The organism is Crossiella sp. CA198 (genome assembly GCF_052078295.1).
Classification (GTDB): Bacteria; Actinomycetota; Actinomycetes; order Mycobacteriales; family Pseudonocardiaceae; genus Crossiella.
Window position 1 is genome coordinate 445,401 of sequence record NZ_JBQJIM010000002.1, and the last position, 21,671, is coordinate 467,071.

Below are 21,671 nucleotides of genomic sequence, written 5' to 3' on the forward strand. Positions count from 1 at the left end.
CCCTGGATGGCTGACCACGCGGCGTTCGCCCGAGCCTGGACCGCACAGGTCTACGGCACGAGCTTCGTCTCGCTGTCCCGGCCGGAGACCGAGAGCTTCCTGCTCGGCCTGACCGGTAGGCTGGTCACCGCCCTCACCACCGACCCGTTCAGCGCGGTGCCCGCCGCGCAGGTCGCCGAAGACCTGGTCGCCGCGCACTACACCGGACCCACCGTGCTGGACCGGACCCTGCGCCTAGTCGGCGACCACTTACTGTCCACAGTGGACTTACCAGCGAACGGCGAGCTGCCCAGCCGGGTGGTGGCGCTGATGGCCGCGCTGGCCGCCGGGTACGCCGATGCCTTGCGCGAGCGCACTTTCGACGAGCAGGAGACGATCAAACGGGCCGTGCTGCGGGCCCGCGACGACGCGGAGAGCGCGCTGCGCGCCAGCGACGCCCGGTTCCGGGCGATGTTCTCGGTGTCCCCCATCGGCATCGCGATCACCGGCCTGGACGGGCGGATCGTGGAGGCCAACGGCGCGCTGCAGGAGATCCTGCGCAGCCCGGTCCCGGCGCTGTCCGGCTGCACCCTGGTCGAGCTGGTGCACCCGGAGGACGCGGCCGCGCTGACCCGGTGCGAGGCCGAGCTGGACACCGGCGAGGTCGAGTTGTACCGCACCGAGAAGCGTTTCCTGCTGCCCGACGGCGACCTGGTGTGGGCCTACGTCTCGGTGGCGCTGATCCACGACAGCCGGGGCGCGCCCGCCTACCGGATGGCCATGGTCGAGGACATCTCCCAGCGCCACCTGCTCTACGAACAGCTGCGCCGCCAGACCCTGCACGACCAGCTCACCGGCCTGCCCAACCGGGCCAGGTTCACCGCCGCGGTGGACGGCCTGCTCGGCCAGGCCGGACCGAACGCGCGGGTGGCGCTGTGCTTGTTCGACCTGGACGGGTTCCGGGTGGTCAACGGCGGACTCGGGCCGGTGGTCGGCGATGAGGTGCTCAAGGAGGTGGGCGCCCGGATCCGGGACAGCGTGGCCGGGGAGCCGGGCGCGCTGGCCGCCTACCTGGGCGGGGACCGGTTCGCGGTGCTGCTGCCCCGCTGCGGCAGCGCGCAGGCCGCGGTGACCGCCACCGAGCGGGTGCTGGCCGCCATCGGCGAGCCGATCCAGGTCATCGGGCACCGGCTGACCGTCTCGGCCAGCGCCGGCGTGGTGGAACGCGCCGCGCAGGGCGTGCGCACCCCGGACCTGTTACGCGATGCCGACATCACCCTGCACTGGGCCAAAACCGACGGCCGCGGCCAGTGGACCCTCTTCGACACCGACCGGGCCAAACGCGAGCGGATCCGCTACGAGATGGCCACCACCATCGCGCTGGCCATGGACAACGAGGAGTTCTACCTGGAGTACCAGCCGGTGGTGCGGCTGCGGGACGGCCTGGTGCGCGGGGTGGAGGCGCTGCTGCGCTGGGACCACCCCGAGCTGGGCGTGCTGGTCCAGGACGATTTCTGCGAGCTGGCCGAGGACATCGGGCTGATCGTGCGGCTGGGCAGGTGGGTGCTGCGGCTGGCCTGTGCCCAGGCCGCGACCTGGTCGGCCGAACTGGGCGAGCGGGCGCCCGCGGTGAGCGTGAACCTGTGCCCGCGCCAGCTCCGCGACGCCGATCTGGTGCGCGATGTGCAAACGATCCTGCGGGAGACCGGGCTGCCGCCGCGGCGGCTGTGGTTGGAGGTCCCGGAAAGCGCAGTCCCGGTGCACGCCACCGAGGCCATCGAGACCCTGACCATCCTGGCCGAGATGGGCGTGGAGATCCTGCTGGATCGCTTCGGCAAGGACCCGGCCGATCCGGCGCACCTGCGGAACCTGCCGCTGCACGCGGTGAAGGTGTACCGGGTGCCGCTGGCCGGACTCGGCGGCACCGGCGCCGACCCCGCCAGGGAGCGGATGGTCTCGGACCTGATCGCGCTGGCGCACGTGCTGGAGCTGCCGGTGATCGTGGAGCACGTGGCCGACGCGGACCAGGCCCAGCGGCTCACCGAACTGGGCTGCGACGCGGGCCAGGGGCCCTACTTCGGCGTCGCGGGCACCCCAGAAGACGCGCGGGCGCTGCTGTCCGGGCACTCCCCCAGCCGAGGTTGAGTAGTTCCCCGCTGTGCCGGGGGCCCGGTCTCGACGAGTATTTCCGGCAGACGGCGCGCCCGGGTGGCAGGGGGAGGGCGATTGCCAGGGGGAACCGGCGAGGGGGATCTTGCCGGGCTGGTTCGGGGTGATCGAACCGGGCGCGTCGTCTATGGGGCCTGTTCGCCGACCAGCTCCAGTGCCACCCGCACGAAGCGGGCGATCCAGGGCGAGCGCGAGCCGGCCGGCCAGGCGATCACCGTCCGGTACGGGCTGGCGTCGCGGACCGGCCGGTAGACGATGTCCGAGCGCGGGTTGAGCCTGGCCAGCGTGCTCGGCACCAGTCCGACCGCCTGGCCGAGGGCGATGATCTCCAGCAGCTGCGAGCTGTCCCGCACCTCTGGCCCGTCCGGCAGATCATGATCACGACCCGCCCAGTAGGCCCGCTCGGCCAGGTCCGCGCCCGGCCACCGCGGCATCGGCTGACCGATCAGATCGGCGCACTCCAGCGCCACCCGGCCGGCCAGCTCGTGCCCGGCAGGCAGCGCGGCCACCCGCGGTTCGCACAGCAGCGGCGCCACATCGAACCCGGCGTGCTCGGCCGGGGAGCCGATCAGGGCCAGGTCGACGCGGCCGTCCCGGAGCATCGGCGACTGCTCCCCGTACCCGCTGACCAGCACCTCCACCCGCTCCTCGGTCGACTGCGCGGCGTTGGCGGCCACGATCCGGCGGAGCAGATCGGTGGCCACTCCCGCCTTCGCGGTGACCACCACCGTCGGCGTGACCGCGCCGGAACGCCGGGTGCGGTGCACCGCGGCCGACAGCGCGTCGAAGACCCGCCCGGACTCGGTGACCAGGGCCTGCCCGGCGGCGGTCAGCTCCACCCGGCGGGTGTCCCGGAGGAACAGCGGCACGCCAAGGCGGCGTTCCAGCTGGCGGATCGCCCTGGACAGCGCGGGCTGCGCGATGCCCAGCCCGGCCGCCGCCCTGGAGAAGTTCAGCTCCTGCGCGACCGCCTGGAAGTAGCGCAGTTCCCGCACCTCCACCTCACTCATGCCGCCAGGGTATAAGCACAGACCAAACCGGTCTTTCCGGAACCGGGCAGGGCGCTGCTGAAGTGGGGGCGTGGACAACGAGGTGGCGCTGGTGACCGGCGCAGGAGACATGAGCGAGACGCACAAGCAGACCGTCCAGGATTTCCTCAACCTGGTCTTCAACGACAAGGACCCGGCGACCGCCTTCGCCCGGCACGTGCACCCGGACTACGTCCAGCACAACCCGCACGCCCCGGACGGTGCCGCGGCCTCGGCGAGTTTCCTGGGCGGCTTCCTCGCGCGGTTCCCGGAGCTGCGGCTGGAGATCAAACGGGTCTTCGCCGACGGGGACCACGTGATCACGCACGGGCATATGCGGCTGACGCCGGAGAGCCGGGGGTCGGCGATCATGGACATCGTGCGGCTGCGGGACGGGCTGATCGCCGAGCACTGGGACGTGGCCCAGGAGGTGCCCGAGTCGCCCGCGAACGGCAACACCATGTTCTAGGACCTAAGCTGGGCACTCGTGCTCTACCGACTGCTCTTCACCCTGGTACTGCGGCGACTCGACGCCGAGCAGGCGCACCACCTCAGCTTCCGCGCGTTGCGGCTGCTGGCCGCGATTCCCGGGGTGCTGCCGCTGATGCGCAGGCTGTTCGCCCCGCGTGATCCGGCGTTGCGCACCAGGGTGCTCGGCCTGGACCTGCCAGGGCCGCTCGGGCTGGCCGCCGGGTTCGACAAGGACGCCAGCGCGCCGGACGCGCTGGCCGCGCTGGGCTTCGGGTTCGTCGAGATCGGCACGCTCACCGCGCAGGCCCAGCCGGGCAATCCGAAGCCGCGGTTGTTCCGGCTGCTCGCCGACCGGGCCATCGTGAACCGGATGGGCTTCAACAACGGCGGTTCGGCCGCGGCGGCCCAGCGGCTGCGGGCCCGGCGCGGGCAGCCGGCCGTGGTCGGGGTGAACATCGGCAAGACCAAGACCACCCCCGAGGCCGAGGCCGTCGGCGACTACGTGACCAGCGCGAAGCTGCTCGCCGGGGTCGCCGACTACTTCGTGGTCAACGTCAGCTCGCCGAACACCCCCGGGCTGCGCAACCTGCAAGCCGTGGACCAGCTCCGGCCGCTGCTCACCGGCGTGCGGGCGGCGCTGGACGAGGCGAGCAGCCGCCGGGTGCCGCTGCTGGTCAAGATCGCGCCGGATCTCTCCGACGAGGACGTGGACGCCGTCGCCGATCTGGCCCTGGAGCTGGGCCTGGACGGGATCATCGCCACCAACACCACCATCGGCCGGGACGGTCTGGCCACCTCGGCCGCCGAGGTCGAGGCGGCCGGGGCGGGCGGACTCTCCGGCGCGCCGCTGAAGGACCGGTCGCTGGTGGTGCTGCGCAGGCTGCGCGCCCGGGTGGGTGACCGGCTGGTGCTGGTGGCGGTCGGCGGCATCGAGTCGGCTGAGGACGTGTGGCAGCGACTGCGCGCGGGTGCGAGTCTGGTGCAGGGCTACACCGGGCTGATCTACGGCGGCCCGCTGTGGCCGCGGCGGATCCACCGCGACCTGTCCAGGAGGCTTCGTGCCAGCGGATACCACTCCCTCGACCAGGTGGTTGCGGCCGACTGACCCGGTCAGCGGTTTACAAGGTCGGGCCGGTTCTTGAAAATCACCGGCATGCTTCGCCTCCTGCGCATGCTCGTGTGCCTGCTGCTGGTGGCGCCGCTGCTGGCCTCCGGCCCGGCGGGCGCGACCGCCCCGGCCGCCTGCCCGGAACCGGCCCAGCCCAAGCGGCAGCTGCGCGGGCTGTGGATCGCCAGCGTGTCCAACATCAACTGGCCGTCCCGGGCCGGGCTGCCGGTGGCCCAGCAGCAGGATGAGTACCGGCGGCTGCTGGACCGGGCCAAGGCCATGCGGTTCAACGCGGTGTTCATGCAGATCCGCCCGGCCTCGGACGCGTTCTACCCGTCCGCGCGCGAGCCGTGGTCGCAGTTCCTGACCGGCACCCAGGGCCAGGATCCCGGCTACGACCCGCTGGCCTTCCTGATCGCCGAGGCGCGGGCCCGGAACCTGGAGTTCCACGGCTGGTTCAACCCGTACCGGGCCAGCATCCAGCCGGACCCGGCCAGGCTGGCGCCCAGCCATCCGGCGCGGGTACACCCGGACTGGGTGATCCGCTACGGCAACCAGCTCGTCTACAACCCCGGTGTGCCCGCGGTGCGCACGCACGTCCGGGAGGTGCTCGCCGATGTGCTCGGCCGCTACGACCTGGACGGCGTGCACTTCGACGACTACTTCTACCCGTACCCCATCGCCGGGCAGGAGTTCCCGGACGAGGCGACCTACCGGCAGCACGGGGCCGGGTTCCCGGTGAAGGCGGACTGGCGGCGGGACAACGTGAACAAGCTGATCCGCGAGGTCGGCGAACTGATCGGCGCGAGCCACCCGCACGTGGCCTTCGGGGTCAGCCCGTTCGGGGTGTGGCGGGACAAGCGCACCGACCCGACCGGGTCGGAGACCACCGCCGGGGTGCACAACTACGACGACCTCTACGCCGACACCAGGACCTGGATCCGCAACGCCTGGATCGACTACGTGGCCCCGCAGGTGTACTGGAGCATCGGTTACCCGCCCGCGGCCTACGACAAGCTGATTCCCTGGTGGGCCAAGGAGGTCGAGGGCACCGGGGTGTCCCTCTACATCGGACAGGGCGCCTACAAGATCGGCACCGCCAACCCGGCGGCCTGGGCCGATCCGGAGGAGATGCCGAAACACCTGGCGTTCAACAAGAACCACCCCGCGGTCGGCGGCGACATCTACTACAACATCAACAGCGTGTTCGCGAACCCGTTGGGCATCGCCGACCGCCTGCGCAACGACCAGCAGCGCTACCCCGCCCTGGTCCCGATCCGCCGCACCATCCCCGGCACCCCGCCGGGCGCGCCGATCGCCTTGCGCGCCACGGTGAATCCGGGTGGCGGCTACCAGCTGACCTGGCAGCCGAGCACGGCCGCGGCCGCGTACGCGGTGTACCGGCTGCCCGGCCACCAGTCCGTCACCGACTGCTCCACCGTCGACCCGGCCACCCTGCTGGGCACCACCCGCGGCCTGTCGCTGCTCGACGCGAGCGCGCCGCTGGACCGCCGGTTCACCTACCTGGTCACCGCGCTGGATCGCACCCACCGGGAAAGCACGCCGCGCCCCGTGTGGGTGCCCGCCTTCTGGGAGTTCTGATGCGCCGTCTGCTCGTCACCCTGCTGGCCGCGTTATGCGCTGCGCTCGCGGCCCCCGCCACGGCCACCGCCGGAAAGTCCACCATGATCGACTTCCACGCCTGGCAATCCGTCCACGACTTCCACCAGGGCGCCAACGAGGGCACCGCCCCCACCCCGGCCGGCCTGACCCTGGCCCGCCCCGCCGGAACCAGTAGCTACGCGGATCCGCACACCGGCAAGACCCGCGACTACGAGTACGCCCGCTGGACCTCGGCCCGCCGCACGGTGTCCTTCCCCGCCACCGAACTGGTGGCCTCCTGGAACGCCACCACCCCCGCCGACACCTGGCTGCAGATCGAGCTGCGCGGCCGCGGCGGTGGGTCCACTGTGGACAGCAAGTGGTACGTGCTGGGCCGCTGGGCCGCCGCGGACTCCCTGATCAAACGAACCACGGTGCCAAACCAGGGCGACGCCAACGGTTTCGTCGACGTCGACACCTTCAAAGCGGCCAAACCCTGGACCTCCTACCAACTCCGGGTGACCCTGTACCGCGTCCCCGGCAGCACCGCGACCCCGAAGCTCACCATGGTCGGCGCGATGGCCTCAGCCATCCCCGACCGCTTCATCGTGCCCACCAGCGGCCCCGGCGGCGCCTGGGGCATGGAACTCCCGGTCCCCCGCTACTCCCAGAACCTGCACCGCGGCAACTTCCCCGAGTACGGCGGCGGCGGTGAGGTCTGGTGCAGCCCCACCTCCACCCAGATGGTGCTGGAGTACTGGGGCCGTAAGCCGTCAGCCGAGCAGATGTCCTGGATTCCCAAGGGCTACACCGATCCGACCGTGGCCTACGCGGCCAGGAACAACTACGACTACGACTACGAAGGCACCGGCAACTGGCCGTTCAACACCGCCTACGCCGCCAGCTTCGGCCTGGCCGGTCACATCACCCGCCTGGGCTCCCTGACCGAGCTGGAACGCTATATCCGCCAGGGCATCCCGGTCATCACCTCGCAGTCGTTCCTGGCCTCCGAACTCGACGGCGCGGGCTATGGCACCTCCGGCCACATCATGGTCGTGGTCGGCTTCACCCGCACCGGCGACGTGATCGCCAACGACCCCGCCTCGCCGAACAACCCGGCAGTCCGCCACGTCTACAAACGCACCCAGTTCGAGAATATCTGGCAACGCACCAAGCGCTACCGAGCCGACGGCTCAGTAGCCAGCGGCCCAGGCGGCATCGCCTACGTCATCCACCCCCGCTGGCTCCCCCTCCCCTGACCCCGGGACGGCGTGTTGGCCGTTGTTGTACGGCACGTTGGCCGTTATGGACGGCGAGTTGGCCGTTATGGACGCCGCGTTGGCCGTTGTGGGGCGCCATAGGCAGCTGCGGTCGGGCGAAGCCCGGAAACCGGTGGCGAGGCTGGCTTTCGAAAACCCAATCCGAGCGGGTTCCCATCCTTTGATTTCTGTCTGTCCGGCGAGGGCGCACTTGATCTTCGGTTTTAAGATCAAGAAAGGATGGCCTCGCCGGCCGGCCTTCCGCCAGCCAACCACACCTCACCGAGCGGCCCCGGTCGCGTTGGGTCGGTTTGGCGGCGGTTTGTGTTGCAGGGGCCGCTCGGTGAGGTGTGGTCTGCATGCTCCAGGCCGTACGGAGAAGACACGAGAGCCCTCGTCGTGGGGGTTTCACCCCTCCGCCCCGCCCCACAACAGCCAACTCGCCGTCCATAACGGCCAACTCGCCGTCCATAACGGCCAACTCGGCGTACGACAACGGCCAACACTCGCGGAGAGGTGAGGCTCTCCGCGGGTGTTTGTGGGTTAGGGGCGGTAGCCGCCGCCGTGGCCGCCGCCGCGACCGCGGCCGGTGAGGCGGGCGAGCAGGCGTTGGAGCTTGGCTCGGTTGCGGGGCTTGGCGGCGTGCTTGCGGGCCTGGTGGATCAGGCGCTGGCCCTTCGGGCTTGACGCGAAGCGGGCGAGCTTGGAGAACAGTCCGGCCATCTCAACTCCTCAAGTTCAGCGGTCGGGTGTTCCCGGTTTACCCGGACGGGGGATGTCCGAATCGCCGGGAACGTGTCCGCCCATTGGAACGTACGCATGGCACCTCCGGTTCCCGGGCGCCCTGGGGCAAGATGCGCAGCATGCGCGTTTCCATGCTCGCCGCCACCCTTGCCCTGGCCGTGGCCGCCACTGCCTGCGCCCCGGCTGACCAGCCCGGACCAGCGAATCCGTCGGACTGTGCCAAGGGCTCGCTGAAGACCGTCGCCGCGGGCAAACTCACCTTCGGCACCGACGAACCCGCCTACGAGCCGTGGTTCGCCGGGAACGACCCGGCCAGTGGCAAGGGCTTCGAGTCGGCGGTGGCCTATGCCATCGCGGGCAAGCTCGGGTTCGCCAAGCCGGAGGTGTCCTGGGTGCGGGTGCCGTTCAACGCGGCCATCCAGCCCGGTCCGAAGACCTTCGACGCGGACCTGAACCAGTTCTCCATCACCGATGAGCGGCGCAACGCGGTGGACTTCTCCGCCGCCTACTACACCGTGCGCCAGGCCGTGGTCGCGCTGAAGGAGTCCCCGGCCGCCACCGCCAAGTCCGTGGCCGAACTGGCCGGGTTCACCCTGGGCGCCCAGGTCGGCACCACCAGCTATGACGCGGTCAGCAACCAGATCAAGCCGAAGAAGCAGGCCGCGGTCTACAACACCAACGACGACGCCAAGCAGGCCCTGCGCAACAACCAGATCCAGGCGCTGGTGGTGGACCTGCCCACCGCGTTCTACATCACCTCGGCCGAGATCTCCGAGGCGGTCATCGTCGGTCAGCTGCCCGCGGGCAGTGGCAAGCCGGAGCAGTTCGGCGCGGTGCTGGACAAGGGCAGTGCGCTCACCGGCTGCTTCTCCAAGGCCGTGGACGCGCTGCGCGAGGACGGCACGCTGAAGAAGCTGGAGCAGGAGTGGCTGGCCACCGCTGGCAAGGCGCCGGAACTCTCGTGACCGCACTGGAACCCAGTCCGATCCAGCGGGAACGCCTGGCCTACCAGCGTTCCCGCAGGCACCGCTCCACCGCGGTCGCGCTGCTGTCCACAGTGGTCTTCGCGGTCGCGGCCTGGCTGGTGATCACCAGCGCGCCGGGCTGGCCGCGGGTGCGGGAGACCTTCTTCAGCTACGACGCCGCGGTCAAGGCGCTGCCCGCGGTGCTGGACGGGCTGTGGCTCAACATCCGGGTGCTCGTGGTGTGCGAGGTGCTGATCCTGGCGCTGGGCCTGGGCATCGCCGCGCTGCGCAGCCTGCGCGGCCCGGTGTGGTTCCCGCTGCGCGCGCTGGCCACCGGCTACGTGGACCTCTTCCGCGGGCTGCCGCTGATCATCGTGCTGTTCCTGGTCGGTTTCGGCCTGCCTGGCCTGCGGCTGACCGGCATCCCGAACGAGCCGGTGATCCTGGGCTCGATCGCGCTGGTGCTGGTCTACTCCGCCTACGTGGCCGAGGTGTTCCGGGCCGGCATCGACTCGGTGCACCCCTCGCAACGCGCCTCGGCCCGCTCGATCGGGCTGACGCACGCCCAGACCATGCGGATCGTGGTGCTGCCGCAGGCGGTGCGCCGGGTGCTGCCACCCCTGCTCAACGACTTTGTCGCGCTGCAGAAGGACTGCGGGCTGATCTCGGTGCTGGGTGCGGTGGACGCGGTGCGCGCGGCGCAGATCTCCTCGGCCACCGCCTACAACTTCACCCCGTACGTGCTGGCCGGGTTGCTGTTCGTGCTGCTGGCGGTGCCCTCGGGGCGACTGGCCGACTGGGCGAGCGCCCGCGCCGCGCGGCGGCAGAGTGGTGGGGGTTTGGCATGAGCGAACCAGTGTTGCGAGTGCGGAATCTGGTCAAGCGATATCACGGGAATCTGGTGCTGGGCGGGGTTGATCTCGATGTCGCCGAGCACGAGGTGGTGGTACTGATCGGCGCGTCCGGCTCTGGCAAGTCCACCCTGCTGCGCTGCGTGAACCTGCTGGAGGAACTGGACGACGGCCAGATCCTGTTGGACGGCAACGACATCTCGCACCCACGCACCGATCCGGACTTGGCCCGGCGGCGGATGGGCGTGGTGTTCCAGGCGTTCAACCTGTTCCCGCATCTGTCCGTTGTGGACAATGTGACCCTCGCGCCCCGGGTCGTGCACAAGGTCGCCAAGGAGCAGGCCGAGGCGCAGGCGCTGGCCCTGCTGGAGCGGGTTGGGCTGGCGGACAAGGCGAACAGCTACCCGGACCGGCTCTCCGGCGGTCAGCAGCAGCGGGTCGCCATCGCCCGCGCGCTGGCCTACGAACCCCGGTTGCTGTTGCTGGACGAGATCACCAGCGCGCTGGACCCGGAACTGGTCGGCGAAGTCCTCGCCCTGGTGCGGGAACTGGCCGGGCAGGGGCGGACACTGCTGATGGCCACACACGAGATGGGCTTCGCCAAACAGGTCGCCGACCGGGTGGTCTTCCTCGACGGCGGCGTGGTGCTGGAGCAGGGCCCGCCTGCCCAGGTGCTCGGCGATCCGGTCGAACCCCGCACCCGGCAGTTTCTCAGCCGGATCATCGCCGCGGGCCGGCTCTAGGCCCTACGGTGGCCGCGCTCCGGGAGAGGATCCGCCCGGAGCGCGCCGCCGGTCAGCGGACGGTCTCGGCGATGTGGTCCATCGCGTAGAGGACATGCTCGGCCAGTTCGAGCGCGGCCTTGTCACTCATCTTCGAGTGTTCCTTCAGGGTCGTCCTGACCAGCTCGACCCGGCGCTCGTAGAGGGAAGTGATGGTGGCGGTCATGAGACTGCTCCTAACCCGTGCAGACACAACCTCGGTCGAGTCCACTGCTTGCCGACGCCGCGCAGAACCGCGCGGCGATCTGGTCGTGACTGCTCCACGCATGCTGGCAAGCAACGCACACGACGTCCTCGCCGTCCTGGAGATCTGAGGCCATCGGGATCATCCCGGCGCTCCCGCCTCCGGCCGCACTCGGCGACCGGGCATTGTGGTGCGCCCAAGGCGGCGTCGGCTTGACTGCCTCCGCGCGACATACCCTCGGTAGGGCTCACTCTACGGTGCCCGCCTAGACCCGGCCCAGCGCCTCACGCAGGCTGCGGGTCAGCCCCTGCGGGGACAGCTCCTTGGTGAGGTCGTTGAGGCACTGGCATTCCGCGGGCGGCCGCTGCATGCGCACGCACGCGTAGAGCCCGAGCACCTGCAATGCCCGCGCGGTGGCCAGCCTGCCCTGTCCGGCGGGCAACCGGCAGCTCCGGCGCACCCGGTTGGCGATCTTGCGTTCCACCGACCAGCGGCCGGGCAGGAACCCGCCGACGCGGGCGGTGGCCCGGCGGAAGACGTTCGGCGACAACAACCGCCGGGACTGGCGGGCGAGCCGGCGACAGCTCGCCGGGCGCAGGCCGAACTGGAAGGAGGTCCACAGCGCCGACCCGGCCAGGTCGATGGTCCGGCGGCGCACCATCCGCTTCCACTCCGCGGTGGCGATCACCGCGACGAGGTGTTCGGCCTGGGCGTCGGACAGTGGACGCGCGCGATGCCGCGCACGTCCACCGCCCACCCGGATCATGGTCCGAGACTGCTATGAACCCCGGGCCTGTCACCAGCCGCTATCGGGGTTAGAGCCGGATGCCGCGTTCGGCCAACCAGGTGCCAGGGTTCACCTTTTTGCCGCCTGGCGCCCACACCTCGAAGTGCAGGTGCGGTCCGGTGGACTGGCCGCGGTTGCCCATGGTCGCGATCTGCTGGCCCGCCTGCACCTTCTGGCCCGCGCGGACCATGGAGGCGTTGATGTGGCCGTAGACGGTGATGGTGCCGTCGTTGTGCTGCACCCGCACCCACAGGCCGAAGCCGCTGGCCGGGCCGGATTCGACCACGGTGCCCGCGGCGGCGGACAGGATCGGGGTGCCGATGGAGTTGGCGATGTCCACGCCGTAGTGCATGGTCCCGCCGCGCATGCCGAAGTTCGAGGTGAACCGGCCTTCGGCAGGCCGGACGAACTCGCCACTGGCCTTGATCGTGGACTTGGCGGCGGCCGCGGCGGCCCGCTTGGCGGCCTCGGCGGCGACCTTCTCGGCTTCCGCCTTGTCCGCTTCCGCCTTCTCCGCGTCGGCCTTGGCGGTCACGGCGGCCTGGCGCTCATCGGCCATCCGCTCGGCCTTGGCCAGCTTCGCCAGTTCGATGCCGGGGTCGGTGGTGACCGCCCTGGGCAGGACTTCCGGGGCCGTGCGGGCGACCGCGGCGAGGTTCGCCTGCAGGTCGACCGGCTCGGGGGTGTTGGCCTCGGAAGAGGAGGACGTCATCAGCTGGAACGGGGCGCCGACCACCACGGAGGTGGTCAGGGCGGCAGCCGCCAGCGTGCTTCCGCGCCACTTCGGGGGTGTGGCGCGGGCTCTATGTCGAGCCAAGACTCGTTGCCTTTCCGTCTCGGGGAGCCCGGTCGAGACCACCCGGCGGGGGATCCGGGTGTTGAGGCGGATTCGGGGTCCACCTCAAGGTTGTCTCGCGTGACCGAACCGTGACGTTCGGCCGGGACGGTAACCACCGGTGACAACGGGAAGCAAGCCTCTGGGGTTCAATGGGCGGTCTTTGGTGACAGATACCACTGGGTAACCACAGAGCGTCAGGACCCGTGTATGGGCCGCAACCGGCGCGCGGTCAGCTCGGCCAGGGCCCCGGTCTCGGTGGCCAGCCGCCGCAGCCCCTCGGTCACCGCCTCGGCCGTCGCCGCGCCGAGAATGTCCTGGTAGGTGGCTCGAAGATCAGCTCGCGCGGTCCGGGCCGCCTCGATCGCGCCGGTGGCCCGCGCGGTCAGCTCGACCAGGCGGCTGCGCTGATCGCCCGCTCCCACGCTGCGCCGGGCGTAGCCGAGCTGCTCCAGTTCGGTCACCGTTTTGGACACCGCCTGCGGGGTCAGGCCGAGTTTGGCCGCCAGCTCGGAGATCCGGGCCGGGCCGGGGATGAGGTGCTGGAACAGGTAGCCGTGCGAGCGGCGCAGCCCGGTGAACCCGGCCGCCGCCACCCGCCGCCGCACCTCGGCGTCGGCGGCCGCGGACAGCGCGGTGAACAGCAGCACCAGATCATCGGCCGGGTCGAGCACGGGCGATCCCTCCGCAGTATATGAAACCATGGTTGCGTAACTATGGTTGACTAGTTCCGGGCAGCGTACCCAGGAGAGGACGGATCCGATGGTCGGCGGCTACTGCGATCCCGCGTTCACCCCGGTGCGGGAGGCTTTCGCGGCCGGGTTCGCCGCGGGCGAGGACCGCGGCGCGGCGGTGTCCGTGCGGGTGGACGGGCGGACCGTGGTCGACCTGTGGGGCGGCGCCTGGCAGCGGGACACCGTGGTGAACCTGTTCTCGGTGACCAAGGGCGTGCTCGCGGTGTGCGCGCACCAGCTCATCGAAGGCGGTCAACTGGACCCGGCCGCGCCGGTGATCGACTACTGGCCCGGGTTCGCCGCCGGGGGCAAGTCGGCGATCACCGTGGCCGAGCTGCTCGCGCACCGGGCCGGCCTGCCCGCGCTGCGTGCGACCCAGCCCGCGGGCGCGCTGTTCGACTGGGCCCGGATGACCACCGCGCTGGCCGCGGAGACGCCCTGGTGGCCGCCGGGCGAGCGGCACGGCTACCACGTGGTGACCTGGGGCTGGCTCCTCGGCGAAGTGCTGCGCCGGGCTTCCGGCCGGACTCCGCGCGAACTGGTCGCCGATCTCGGCCTGGACCTGCACATCGGTCTGCCCGCCGAGCAAGCCCACCGCGCCGTGTCAACCGTCGCCGCGCCGTTCATCCCGCCCGCCGCGGGCGCGCCCGGCAGCGAGCTGCTGGCCGCGATGGGCGCGCCGGGTTCGATGGCGGCGCAGGCCTTCGTCAACCCGCCCGACCTGCTGACCCCCGATCTGGTGAGCGACCCGCGCTGGCGGGCGGCGGAGATTCCGGCCGCCAACGGCCACGGCAGCGCCCGCGCGATCGCCGAGCTGTACGGCGGCCTGGTCCGCACCCAGGCCCCGTTGCTCGGCTCGCTGGCCGGGGCCACCGAGGAGCGCTCGGCTGGCCGGGACGCGGTGCTGTGCGGGCACACCAGGTTCAGCCTGGGTTTCATGCTGCCCGGCGAACTCCGGCCCTTCTCCCCCGGTCCGCGCGTCTTCGGCCACCCGGGCGCGGGCGGCGCGCTGGGCTTCGCCGATCCGGACGCCCGGCTGGGCTTCGGCTTCACCCCGGACCGGACGATCACCACCCTGCACGGCGCGGATCCGCGATGGCAGCGGCTGGTCCCCGCGGTCTACTCCTGCCTGTGACGACGCTTGGTGGGACTCAGTCCGCGTAGCCGAGCAGGCGCAGGTCCGGCGGCACCAGCGTGGTGCTCTCCAGGAGTTCGCGGATCAGGTTGTGGTTCACGGTGTTGCCCACCGGGTGGTTGATCTCCTCCCGGGTCAGGCCCGGCACCCCGCCCCGGCTGAGCCGGTTGCGCACGCTCAGCACCAGGTGCTCGACCCGCTTGGAGGTCCACTCCTCGCTCGGGCGGATCTCGGTCAGGTGCTCGGCGGCCTGCCGCCAGGACAGCGGGGTCGGATACGCCTCGTGCAGCAGGTACCGCTGGCCGAGGACCACCAGCACGAGCTGCTCGACCGGTGAGAGCGCCCAGATGTTCGGCGGCCGGGTCGAGGCTTCGTGCTCGGGTCCGCGCCCGTCCTCGGCCGCGCCCTGCACGTGCACCTCAAGCAGGTGCTCCCGGTGGTTGGAGCCACGCACGAACACCGGGGTGTAGCCGGGACCGAGCGGGATCGGCTCGTCCTGGTTGAACAGCAACCGGGCCCCCGGCAACCGCACCGGCAACCTGCCCAGGGTGCTCAGCCACCACTGGTCGTCCCGGTAGGTCACGCAGCCGTGCCTGCGGCTGATCCGCCGGTCGTTCTCGCCAACGCAGACGTGCACGTCCGGCCGGTTGCGGCCGAAGAGCACCTCCCGGCCCTCCCGCGGGCCGACCGTGATGCCACCGGCCACCGCCAGCACGTTCAGCGTGCCCGGCGCGCCACCGGCCATGCCCCAGGCCAGGCTGTGGTGCGCGGGCGGCAGCACCCCCGGACGCTCTCCCATCCCGGCCTCCTCCCGTCCCGCTGACCGCGCCAGCATGCGGCATGAGCGCCGGGATCAATCCCCGGCGAGTCGCGGTAGAACGATGCCGCAACAGCGGACGGCTTGCCGGTTCCAGGGGGTGTCGGCAAGCCGTCCGTGCGGTCAGCCTGCTGGGAAGAACGCGGCGGCCAGCTCCTTGGCCACCGCGCAGCGCTCGGCATAGGGCTTGTGCTTGCTGGTGACCAGGACGAACACCGCGTCGAGCTTGATCGAGCCGTAGGCGTTGGGGTACGAGCGGGTGGCCACCCGGACCCGGCAGCCGTCGGTGAACTCATCCATCTCCTGGTCGACGAAGGCCTCCCGCCCGGCGACGGTGCCGGTGGTGCCCCTCGCCTCAGTGAACGGGTTGCTCCTGGCCAGGTCCAGTTGCAGCGTCTCGGAGCGGTCGGCGTTGGCCCAGGTGCAACTGAACCGGCCGAAGCCGGGCTCAGGGCCGGCCGGGTCGATCCCGGGCAGCCGGGGGAACCGCGCGGACGTCCCCGCCGCGCACGCGTCCTGGTTGGCCAGCGAATCCGGATACGATTCCCGCCGGGGGATCTGCCCCTTGGCCAGCACCGCGCTCGCCGACTCCACCACCGCGTCGGCCATCCCGCAGAGATCGGCCTCGACCACGGTCTTCACCCGCACCGAGATCGCGATCTCGTAGTTCTCGGGCAGTAGCAAGCGCCGGGCGCAGCGGCCCGGCACCGCCGTTTCCCGCAGCACGCTGAACCTGCCCCGCTGCTCCACCTGCCCCTGCGGCCGGTTGGTCGGGGAGGTGGTGCCGAGCACCAACGTGATCGGGGTTTCCCTGCTCGTGTCGTCGACCTTGACGATGACATCGCACCGGTCGAACCGGTACTCGTCGGGAGTCAGGTTGACGTCGCCGAACTTCCTCAGCCCCGCCAGATCGAACAGCTTGCACGGGTCGGCGGTGCGCTGGTCCCCCATCAGCGAGGCCGTCTGGTCCCCGGTCCGCGGTACCAGCACCAGCCAGGTGACCAGGGCCAGCACCGCCACCAGCGCGCCCGCGCTCAGCAGCCACCGGCGCAGCGCGGTCTGCCGGGCCCGGCGACCAGCCCCGGTCAGGTCGGCCAGCAGCCGCCGGGTGGTCGCCGCGTCCGGGCGGCGCTTCGGGTCCACCCGCAGCATCTCGGTCAGCACCGGCGCCAGCGGACCGCTGTTGCGGCTGGGCGTGAGCCTTCCCTCGGCGGCCCGGCGCAACCGCAGGAAGGGGTTGTCGGTCTTGCCGCCGACCGGGGAGGCGCCCTCCACCGCCGCGTACAGCGTGGAGCCCAGCGAGAAGATGTCCGAGGCCGCGATCGGGTCCCCGCCGTTGGCCACCTCCGGCGCGACGTAGCCGGGGGTGCCCGCGAGCAGCGAGGAGCCGGTCACCGTCTCCTCCCCGGCCAGCAGCCGGGAGATGCCGAAGTCGCCCAGCTTGGCCTCGTCCTCGGAGATCATCAGGATGTTGGCCGGGGTGATGTCCCGGTGCAGCATGCCCTTGGCGTGCACCGCGGCCAGCGCGTCGGCGATCTGCGCGCCCAGCCTGGCCACCAGTTCCGGCGGCAGCACCCCGTGCTCGGCCAGGCTGCGCGCCGGCACGTACTCCAGCACCAGCCAGCACTCGGCGCCGTCGTCCAGCACGTCGTAGAGGGTGACGATGTGCGGGTGGTTGAGCTGGGCCAGCAGCCGGGCCTCCCGGCGCAGTTGCTGGAGCTGTTCCCCGTGCTGGCCGGAGGGGCCGGGCAGGGCCCGCTTGAGCGCGACCAACCGGTCCAGGTGCTCGTCGGTGGCCCGCCACACCACTCCGTTGCCACCGGCGCCGACCTGGCCCTCCAGCCGGTACCGGCCAGCGACGACCTGCCCAGCCCGCATCTCCGCTCCTGACCACACGGTGTGCAACCTTCCCGCGCACCGGGAGTGACCACAACGGGCGGGCCGGTGGTCAGCGTGGGCTTACACCTGTTTGTGACGTTGTCGGCTGGCCGGATGCCTGCCAGGGTGATCACGTGGACTGGAACGCCCCGCTGGACAACTACTGCGAACGCGTGGCCCCCGGTCTGTGGGGCGAGCCGCTCAACGCGCTGAGCAACGGCGGGTTCATCATCGCCGCGCTGGTGCTGTGGTGGCTCATCCGCCGTCGCGGCCCGGACAGCCCGTCCGCCCCGGCCAGCCTGCACACGCTGGCCGCGTTGCTGCTGCTGATCGGCCTGGGCAGTCTGGCCTTCCACACCTTCGCCAACCGCTGGTCGGTGCTGCTGGACGTCGGCTTCATCGCGCTGTTCATCCACTTCTACGTGGTCTGCTTCCTGCACTGGTTCTGGGGCCTGAAGTGGAAGTGGGCCTGGCTCGGCGTGCCCGCCTACCTGGTGGCCGGGCAGTTGATCTCCTTCACCCTCGGCGGCCTGATCGGCGCCGGCGGCGGCCAGTACCTGCCCGCGCTGGTCACCATGATCGTCTTCGCCGTCGCGCTGGGCTTCCACCCTGACGAGTCGCTGCGCGAGTACCGGAAGTGGTTCGGGCTGACCGCGGCGCTGTTCGCGGTGTCGCTGTTCCTGCGCACGGTGGACGGCCCGGTCTGCGGCGACATCGTCATCGGCACCCATTTCCTGTGGCACCTGTGCAACTCCGGCGTGCTGTTCCTGGTGGCATACGCGCTGGTCCTGCGCTGGCGCGAGGTGAAGGAACGGCAAAGACTCCAGTGAAACCCCGGTGACGGGAACGCGGCGTTCGTCCCGTTCGTTGGCCCTACGCTGGGCTACACCATCAACACAGGGGATAAGGACGGTTTCTGGTGTTCAAGCGGATGCTCCAGGCTTTCGGCGTTGGCGGGCCGACCGTGGACACGGTGCTCCACGACCCCAACTGCCGACCGGGCGGGCAGCTCTCCGGTGAGGTCCGCCTCTCCGGCGGCAGCAGCGACGTCGAGATCGAACACGTGACCCTGTCCCTGGTGACCCGCATGGAGGTCGAACACGGGGACAGCGAGCACAACACCGCTGTCGAGTTCTTCCGGGTCGCGGTGGCGGGCCGGTTCCAGCTGCGCGAGGGTGAAGCGCGCAGCATCCCGTTCCAGCTCCCGGTGCCGTGGGAGACCCCGCTGACCATCGTCGGCGGCGCCCCGCTGCGCGGCATGTCGGTGGGCGTGCGCACCGAGCTGTCGGTGGCCAAGGCCGTGGACAAGGGCGACCTGGACGCGGTGCACGTGCACCCGCTGCCCTCCCAGGACGCGGTGCTGGAGGCGTTCGGCCGGCTCGGTTTCCAGTTCCGCAACGCCGACGTCGAGCGGGGCCACCTGCACGGCGTGCGCCAGGAACTGCCGTTCTACCAGGAGATCGAGTTCTTCCCGCCCGGTCAGTACGCGGGCCGGATCAACGAGGTCGAGCTGACCTTCGTGGCCAACCCCAGTGAGCTGGTGGTGGTCCTGGAGGCGGACAAGCGCGGCGGCCTGTTCCGCTCCGGCGGCGACGCCTTCGGCCGTTTCCACCTCGCCCACCAGGAGGCCGAGCGCACTGACTGGGCCGCGCACCTGGACGGCTGGATCGGCCAGGCCGCGGGCCGGATGGCCCAGCACTACGGCAACCAGCCCGGCTACGGCCAGCAGGGTTACGGCCACGGCGGGGGCCACCCGCAGCACTACCGCGACCACGACGACGACCACGGCCGCCGCGGTGGCGGCATGGGCGTGGGCGGCATGGTCGCCGCCGGTGCGGCCGGTGTGGTCGGCGGTTTTGTGGCCGCCGAGATGATCGACGAGGTCGGCGACTTCTTCGGTGGCGACGACGAGTGAGTCCGGGCGGGTCATGACTGATCCGCGCTGAGCGAGGAATCGGGGCGGTCCTGCGGGGCCGCCCCTTTTTCCTTGTCTCAGACCAGGTTCGCCCCGGTGAGCGCGGCCATGTGCCGGGGCAGGTGCGGCCACACGTCCTCGGTGTAGAAGTGCGCGCCCGGCAGCTCGTCCACCCGGAAGTCCCCGGCCGCGACCTCCCGCCAGCGGCTCGCGCCGGCCAGGGTCACCGGGTCCCGCGCGCCGACGAGCGCCTGCACCGGGGCCTGCACCCGGGTGCCTGGCGTGTAGCGGTAGGTGCCGTGCAGCGCCAGGTCCGCGCGGAAGGCGGTCAGCACCACCCCGGCCAGATCCGGATCTTCCAGGATCTCCTCCGGCAGCGTGCCGTACTCCCGGATCCAGGCGAGCAGCTCGTCATCGGCGTGCCGCGCCACCGGCCCGGTGTCCCCGGCGAAGCCCAGGTGCGGCGGTGCCGCGTGCCCGGACACCACCAGCGCTGACGGCATTGGTCCGCCCGCCGCCTCCAGCCGCGCCGCGGTCTCGAACGCGACCAGCGCGCCCATGCTGTGCCCGGCAAGCACGAACGGCGCCCGCGCCACCGACCGGACCGTGGCCACCACATCGGTGACCAGGTCGCCGAAGACCGCGGGCAGCGCCTCGGTGAATCGCCGTTCCCGCCCCGGGTAACAGACCAGCACGAGTTCGGTGTCCGCGGGCACCGCCTGTGCCCAGGGCCGCAACGGGGCGGTGCCGCCGCCGGCGTAGCTCAGGCCGATCAGCAGCCGGGTGGCCTCCGGGCGCGGCTCGGGCCGGGCCACCGATGTCTGTCCGCGCACCGCGGCGACCTCCGCGAGTCAGGGGGATGAGTCGCTGTCCGACCCTACGCGGCCGCAGGTCGCGAACCCGGTGCGACCACAGGCCGACGCCCGCCCCGCCGGGGTCCGCCGCCAGGCCGATTTGCCGCGCCACGCGTCGACGACCGGGTCCGCGGCGGGTACACCTGGGCCGACAGCGTGGACCACGGACCCGGTCCGTCATCCCTCCGGCGCAGAAGAGAGCCAAGCCAGTGATGTTCCCCGCCAAGGTCGTGCTCGCCACCGCGATCGCCCTGCTCGCCGCCGGGTGCGCCGCGGTCAACAAGGTCACCGAAGAGGTCGAACGCCAGTCCAGCGAGTACGGCAGCGAGATCAAGGCCATCGACCTGGAGAACCTGATCGGCACCATCAGGATCACCGGCGGCGACCGGCTGGTCGTGAAGCGGGCGCTGACCCAGCAGACCACCCGCCGCTCGCACGCCGCGCTCACTCCCGACGGCGACACGCTCCGGCTGATGGGCGGCTGCTCCGGCGCCGCGGGCGAATGCGATGTGGACTGGGACATCACGCTGCCCAAGGACGTCAAGGTCAAGGTGGCCAACAAGACCGGCGGCATCACGCTGACCGGGGTGGCCGCGCCGGAGATCGACGTCCGGACCAAACTCGGCGAGGTCACGGTGGAGGCCACCGGCGGTTTCGACCGGCTGGCCGCGCATTCCGAGGGCGGCAAGGTCACCGTGACCGTGCCGGGCGGCCGGGACTACCAGGTGACCACGAAGGTCAAGGAGCGCCTGGGCAAGGCTGAAGTCCAGGTGCGACAGGGGCCGGGACCCGGCATCGCGGCGAGTTCGGACCGCGGCGACGTCACGGTGCGGAACGCCTGACAGGCACCGGACAAGGCCGCGGCGCACGTTCGGTAATCTGCGCGGCACGCAGGGTCCGGACCGAGCCGGGCCGCACAAGCGCCAGGAGACCCCCGTGCCCGCCGTGTACGACCGCCGCCGCCCGCTCGTCGCCCTGACGATCGCCGCTCTCGCCATCGGCCTGGCCGGTTGTGGCAGTTCGGCCGCGGACTCCGAGGCACCCAAGCCGCCGGCCCGGCCGCGCGAGCTGGCCTTCGACAACGTCAAGCCGTGCGGGCTGTTGTCCCAGCCGCAGCAGGGCGAGTTCGGCGTTGACCAGGCCGCCGAGGACGGCACCAGCCCGACCTTCAACGCGCCGAGCTGTGTTTTCGTCAGCCAGAAGGAAAAGGTCAGCCTGTCGGTGGTGCTGGTGGCCGACCGCGGCATCGCCGAATTCGCCCCCGGCAAGGCCACTGGCCAGACCGACGCGGTGACCGTGGCGGGCTTCCCCGGCTACCGGGTACGCACCGACCAGCCCGCCGGCGAGCAGTTCTGCACCGTGCACCTGGACGCCGCCCCCGACCGGGTGCTGACCGCCGCCTACAACGAGGAGGGCCGCGACAAGCCGCTCTCCAAGGACGAGGTCTGCCAGCGCGCCACCAAGGTCGCCGAGGCCGCGCTGGGGACGCTGACCAGCGCTAAGTAGTTACCCCTCACCCGATCGGGTGGAGTCGCCTGAGCTGGCCGAACAGGCCGGTGAGGGCTGTTTGACGC

At 71.3% G+C, this 21,671-nt stretch carries 23 protein-coding genes; 13 read left to right on the top strand and 10 right to left on the bottom strand.

Going from position 1 to position 21,671, the window contains the following annotated elements; translation table 11 throughout:
* Window positions 1-6 precede the first annotated feature (6 nt).
* Window positions 7-2,124, top strand: coding sequence for a putative bifunctional diguanylate cyclase/phosphodiesterase (locus ACTOWY_RS04680; protein WP_441308344.1), 2,118 nt, complete (start codon window positions 7-9; stop codon window positions 2,122-2,124).
* A 149-nt stretch (window positions 2,125-2,273) separates the two neighbouring features.
* Here the strand turns inward: ACTOWY_RS04680 and ACTOWY_RS04685 are convergent, their stop codons facing one another.
* Window positions 2,274-3,158, bottom strand: coding sequence for a LysR family transcriptional regulator (locus ACTOWY_RS04685; RefSeq protein WP_441308345.1), 885 nt, complete (start codon window positions 3,156-3,158; stop codon window positions 2,274-2,276).
* Window positions 3,159-3,228: 70 nt separating this feature from the next.
* On the opposite strand from ACTOWY_RS04685, the gene ACTOWY_RS04690 reads away from it, so the two are divergent.
* Genes ACTOWY_RS04690 through ACTOWY_RS04705 form a run of 4 tightly spaced genes read left to right on the top strand, consistent with a single transcriptional unit; the run spans window position 3,229 to window position 7,616 of the window.
* Complete coding sequence (locus ACTOWY_RS04690) at window positions 3,229-3,645, top strand: nuclear transport factor 2 family protein (RefSeq protein WP_441308346.1); 417 nt, start codon at window positions 3,229-3,231, stop codon at window positions 3,643-3,645.
* 18 nt (window positions 3,646-3,663) lie between these two features.
* Window positions 3,664-4,752, top strand: coding sequence for a quinone-dependent dihydroorotate dehydrogenase (locus ACTOWY_RS04695; protein WP_441308347.1), 1,089 nt, complete (start codon window positions 3,664-3,666; stop codon window positions 4,750-4,752).
* Window positions 4,753-4,800: 48 nt separating this feature from the next.
* Window positions 4,801-6,357, top strand: a complete 1,557-nt coding sequence (locus tag ACTOWY_RS04700; protein WP_441308348.1) for a glycoside hydrolase family 10 protein — start codon at window positions 4,801-4,803, stop codon at window positions 6,355-6,357.
* Window positions 6,357-7,616 (top strand): peptidase C39 family protein, encoded by a 1,260-nt coding sequence (locus ACTOWY_RS04705; protein ID WP_441308349.1) that lies wholly within the window; start codon window positions 6,357-6,359, stop codon window positions 7,614-7,616. The genes ACTOWY_RS04700 and ACTOWY_RS04705 overlap by 1 nt, the downstream gene beginning before the upstream one ends.
* A gap of 543 nt (window positions 7,617-8,159) precedes the next feature.
* Here the strand turns inward: ACTOWY_RS04705 and ACTOWY_RS04710 are convergent.
* On the bottom strand, window positions 8,160-8,339 hold the full coding sequence (locus ACTOWY_RS04710) for a hypothetical protein (protein ID WP_441308350.1): 180 nt from the start codon (window positions 8,337-8,339) through the stop codon (window positions 8,160-8,162).
* Between the two features lie 140 nt (window positions 8,340-8,479).
* Here ACTOWY_RS04710 and ACTOWY_RS04715 point away from each other — a divergent pair, with 140 nt between their 5' ends.
* From ACTOWY_RS04715 to ACTOWY_RS04725, 3 genes are read left to right on the top strand one after another with little or no spacing between them, the layout of a single operon-like run.
* Window positions 8,480-9,325 (top strand): ABC transporter substrate-binding protein, encoded by an 846-nt coding sequence (locus ACTOWY_RS04715; protein WP_441308351.1) that lies wholly within the window; start codon window positions 8,480-8,482, stop codon window positions 9,323-9,325.
* A complete protein-coding gene (locus ACTOWY_RS04720) occupies window positions 9,322-10,173 on the top strand; it encodes an amino acid ABC transporter permease (protein WP_441308352.1) in 852 nt (283 codons plus the stop codon). Before ACTOWY_RS04715 ends, ACTOWY_RS04720 begins: the two co-directional genes overlap by 4 nt.
* Window positions 10,170-10,919: an amino acid ABC transporter ATP-binding protein gene (locus ACTOWY_RS04725; RefSeq protein ID WP_441308353.1), complete on the top strand. Its 750-nt coding sequence runs from the start codon at window positions 10,170-10,172 to the stop codon at window positions 10,917-10,919. The genes ACTOWY_RS04720 and ACTOWY_RS04725 overlap by 4 nt, the downstream gene beginning before the upstream one ends.
* A 52-nt stretch (window positions 10,920-10,971) precedes the next feature.
* Here the strand turns inward: ACTOWY_RS04725 and ACTOWY_RS04730 are convergent, their stop codons facing one another.
* The 5 genes from ACTOWY_RS04730 to ACTOWY_RS04750 all read right to left on the bottom strand — a co-directional run bounded on the left by ACTOWY_RS04730 (window position 10,972) and on the right by ACTOWY_RS04750 (window position 13,438).
* Window positions 10,972-11,124: a DUF6307 family protein gene (locus ACTOWY_RS04730; RefSeq protein ID WP_441308354.1), complete on the bottom strand. Its 153-nt coding sequence runs from the start codon at window positions 11,122-11,124 to the stop codon at window positions 10,972-10,974.
* 10 nt (window positions 11,125-11,134) lie between these two features.
* Window positions 11,135-11,287, bottom strand: coding sequence for an RGCVC family protein (locus tag ACTOWY_RS04735; protein ID WP_221489854.1), 153 nt, complete (start codon window positions 11,285-11,287; stop codon window positions 11,135-11,137).
* A 120-nt stretch (window positions 11,288-11,407) separates the two neighbouring features.
* Window positions 11,408-11,908: a hypothetical protein gene (locus ACTOWY_RS04740; RefSeq protein ID WP_441308355.1), complete on the bottom strand. Its 501-nt coding sequence runs from the start codon at window positions 11,906-11,908 to the stop codon at window positions 11,408-11,410.
* 49 nt (window positions 11,909-11,957) lie between these two features.
* Window positions 11,958-12,746, bottom strand: coding sequence for a M23 family metallopeptidase (locus ACTOWY_RS04745; protein ID WP_441308356.1), 789 nt, complete (start codon window positions 12,744-12,746; stop codon window positions 11,958-11,960).
* Window positions 12,747-12,961: 215 nt separating this feature from the next.
* On the bottom strand, window positions 12,962-13,438 hold the full coding sequence (locus ACTOWY_RS04750) for a MarR family winged helix-turn-helix transcriptional regulator (RefSeq protein ID WP_441308357.1): 477 nt from the start codon (window positions 13,436-13,438) through the stop codon (window positions 12,962-12,964).
* Window positions 13,439-13,526: 88 nt separating this feature from the next.
* Here ACTOWY_RS04750 and ACTOWY_RS04755 point away from each other — a divergent pair, with 88 nt between their 5' ends.
* Window positions 13,527-14,633, top strand: a complete 1,107-nt coding sequence (locus tag ACTOWY_RS04755; RefSeq protein WP_441308358.1) for a serine hydrolase domain-containing protein — start codon at window positions 13,527-13,529, stop codon at window positions 14,631-14,633.
* A gap of 16 nt (window positions 14,634-14,649) precedes the next feature.
* On the opposite strand, the gene ACTOWY_RS04760 is transcribed toward ACTOWY_RS04755, so the two are convergent.
* Together ACTOWY_RS04760 and ACTOWY_RS04765 are read right to left on the bottom strand one after the other, a co-directional pair.
* Complete coding sequence (locus ACTOWY_RS04760) at window positions 14,650-15,432, bottom strand: FHA domain-containing protein (RefSeq protein ID WP_441308359.1); 783 nt, start codon at window positions 15,430-15,432, stop codon at window positions 14,650-14,652.
* Between the two features lie 141 nt (window positions 15,433-15,573).
* The gene (locus ACTOWY_RS04765) at window positions 15,574-17,328 is read right to left on the bottom strand and encodes a protein kinase domain-containing protein (protein WP_441308360.1); all 1,755 of its coding nucleotides are present in this window, start codon (window positions 17,326-17,328) and stop codon (window positions 15,574-15,576) included.
* A gap of 134 nt (window positions 17,329-17,462) precedes the next feature.
* Here ACTOWY_RS04765 and ACTOWY_RS04770 point away from each other — a divergent pair, with 134 nt between their 5' ends.
* Together ACTOWY_RS04770 and ACTOWY_RS04775 are read left to right on the top strand one after the other, a co-directional pair.
* Window positions 17,463-18,158 (top strand): hypothetical protein, encoded by a 696-nt coding sequence (locus tag ACTOWY_RS04770; RefSeq protein WP_441308361.1) that lies wholly within the window; start codon window positions 17,463-17,465, stop codon window positions 18,156-18,158.
* Between the two features lie 89 nt (window positions 18,159-18,247).
* The gene (locus tag ACTOWY_RS04775; RefSeq protein WP_441308362.1) at window positions 18,248-19,243 is read left to right on the top strand and encodes a sporulation protein; all 996 of its coding nucleotides are present in this window, start codon (window positions 18,248-18,250) and stop codon (window positions 19,241-19,243) included.
* Window positions 19,244-19,320: 77 nt separating this feature from the next.
* Here the strand turns inward: ACTOWY_RS04775 and ACTOWY_RS04780 are convergent, their stop codons facing one another.
* Window positions 19,321-20,076 (bottom strand): thioesterase II family protein, encoded by a 756-nt coding sequence (locus tag ACTOWY_RS04780; protein ID WP_441308363.1) that lies wholly within the window; start codon window positions 20,074-20,076, stop codon window positions 19,321-19,323.
* Between the two features lie 230 nt (window positions 20,077-20,306).
* Between ACTOWY_RS04780 and ACTOWY_RS04785 the strand changes: the two genes are divergently transcribed.
* Both ACTOWY_RS04785 and ACTOWY_RS04790 read left to right on the top strand, forming a co-directional pair.
* The gene (locus ACTOWY_RS04785) at window positions 20,307-20,939 is read left to right on the top strand and encodes a hypothetical protein (protein WP_441308364.1); all 633 of its coding nucleotides are present in this window, start codon (window positions 20,307-20,309) and stop codon (window positions 20,937-20,939) included.
* Between the two features lie 94 nt (window positions 20,940-21,033).
* Complete coding sequence (locus ACTOWY_RS04790; protein ID WP_441308365.1) at window positions 21,034-21,603, top strand: DUF3558 domain-containing protein; 570 nt, start codon at window positions 21,034-21,036, stop codon at window positions 21,601-21,603.
* Window positions 21,604-21,671 lie beyond the last annotated feature (68 nt).

Excerpts from the sequence above, each read along its gene's own strand:
- ACTOWY_RS04705 (WP_441308349.1), top strand. The coding sequence starts at position 6,357 with ATGCGCCGTCTGCTCGTCACCCTGCTGGCCGCGTTATGCGCTGCGCTC.
- ACTOWY_RS04735 (WP_221489854.1), bottom strand. The coding sequence starts at position 11,287 with ATGATCCCGATGGCCTCAGATCTCCAGGACGGCGAGGACGTCGTGTGC.
- ACTOWY_RS04715 (WP_441308351.1), top strand. The coding sequence starts at position 8,480 with ATGCGCGTTTCCATGCTCGCCGCCACCCTTGCCCTGGCCGTGGCCGCC.
- ACTOWY_RS04765 (WP_441308360.1), bottom strand. The coding sequence starts at position 17,328 with ATGCGGGCTGGGCAGGTCGTCGCTGGCCGGTACCGGCTGGAGGGCCAG.
- ACTOWY_RS04710 (WP_441308350.1), bottom strand. The coding sequence starts at position 8,339 with ATGGCCGGACTGTTCTCCAAGCTCGCCCGCTTCGCGTCAAGCCCGAAG.
- ACTOWY_RS04700 (WP_441308348.1), top strand. The coding sequence starts at position 4,801 with ATGCTTCGCCTCCTGCGCATGCTCGTGTGCCTGCTGCTGGTGGCGCCG.
- ACTOWY_RS04755 (WP_441308358.1), top strand. The coding sequence starts at position 13,527 with ATGGTCGGCGGCTACTGCGATCCCGCGTTCACCCCGGTGCGGGAGGCT.
- ACTOWY_RS04740 (WP_441308355.1), bottom strand. The coding sequence starts at position 11,908 with ATGATCCGGGTGGGCGGTGGACGTGCGCGGCATCGCGCGCGTCCACTG.
- ACTOWY_RS04725 (WP_441308353.1), top strand. The coding sequence starts at position 10,170 with ATGAGCGAACCAGTGTTGCGAGTGCGGAATCTGGTCAAGCGATATCAC.
- ACTOWY_RS04760 (WP_441308359.1), bottom strand. The coding sequence starts at position 15,432 with ATGGGAGAGCGTCCGGGGGTGCTGCCGCCCGCGCACCACAGCCTGGCC.
- ACTOWY_RS04685 (WP_441308345.1), bottom strand. The coding sequence starts at position 3,158 with ATGAGTGAGGTGGAGGTGCGGGAACTGCGCTACTTCCAGGCGGTCGCG.
- ACTOWY_RS04730 (WP_441308354.1), bottom strand. The coding sequence starts at position 11,124 with ATGACCGCCACCATCACTTCCCTCTACGAGCGCCGGGTCGAGCTGGTC.
- ACTOWY_RS04680 (WP_441308344.1), top strand. The coding sequence starts at position 7 with ATGGCTGACCACGCGGCGTTCGCCCGAGCCTGGACCGCACAGGTCTAC.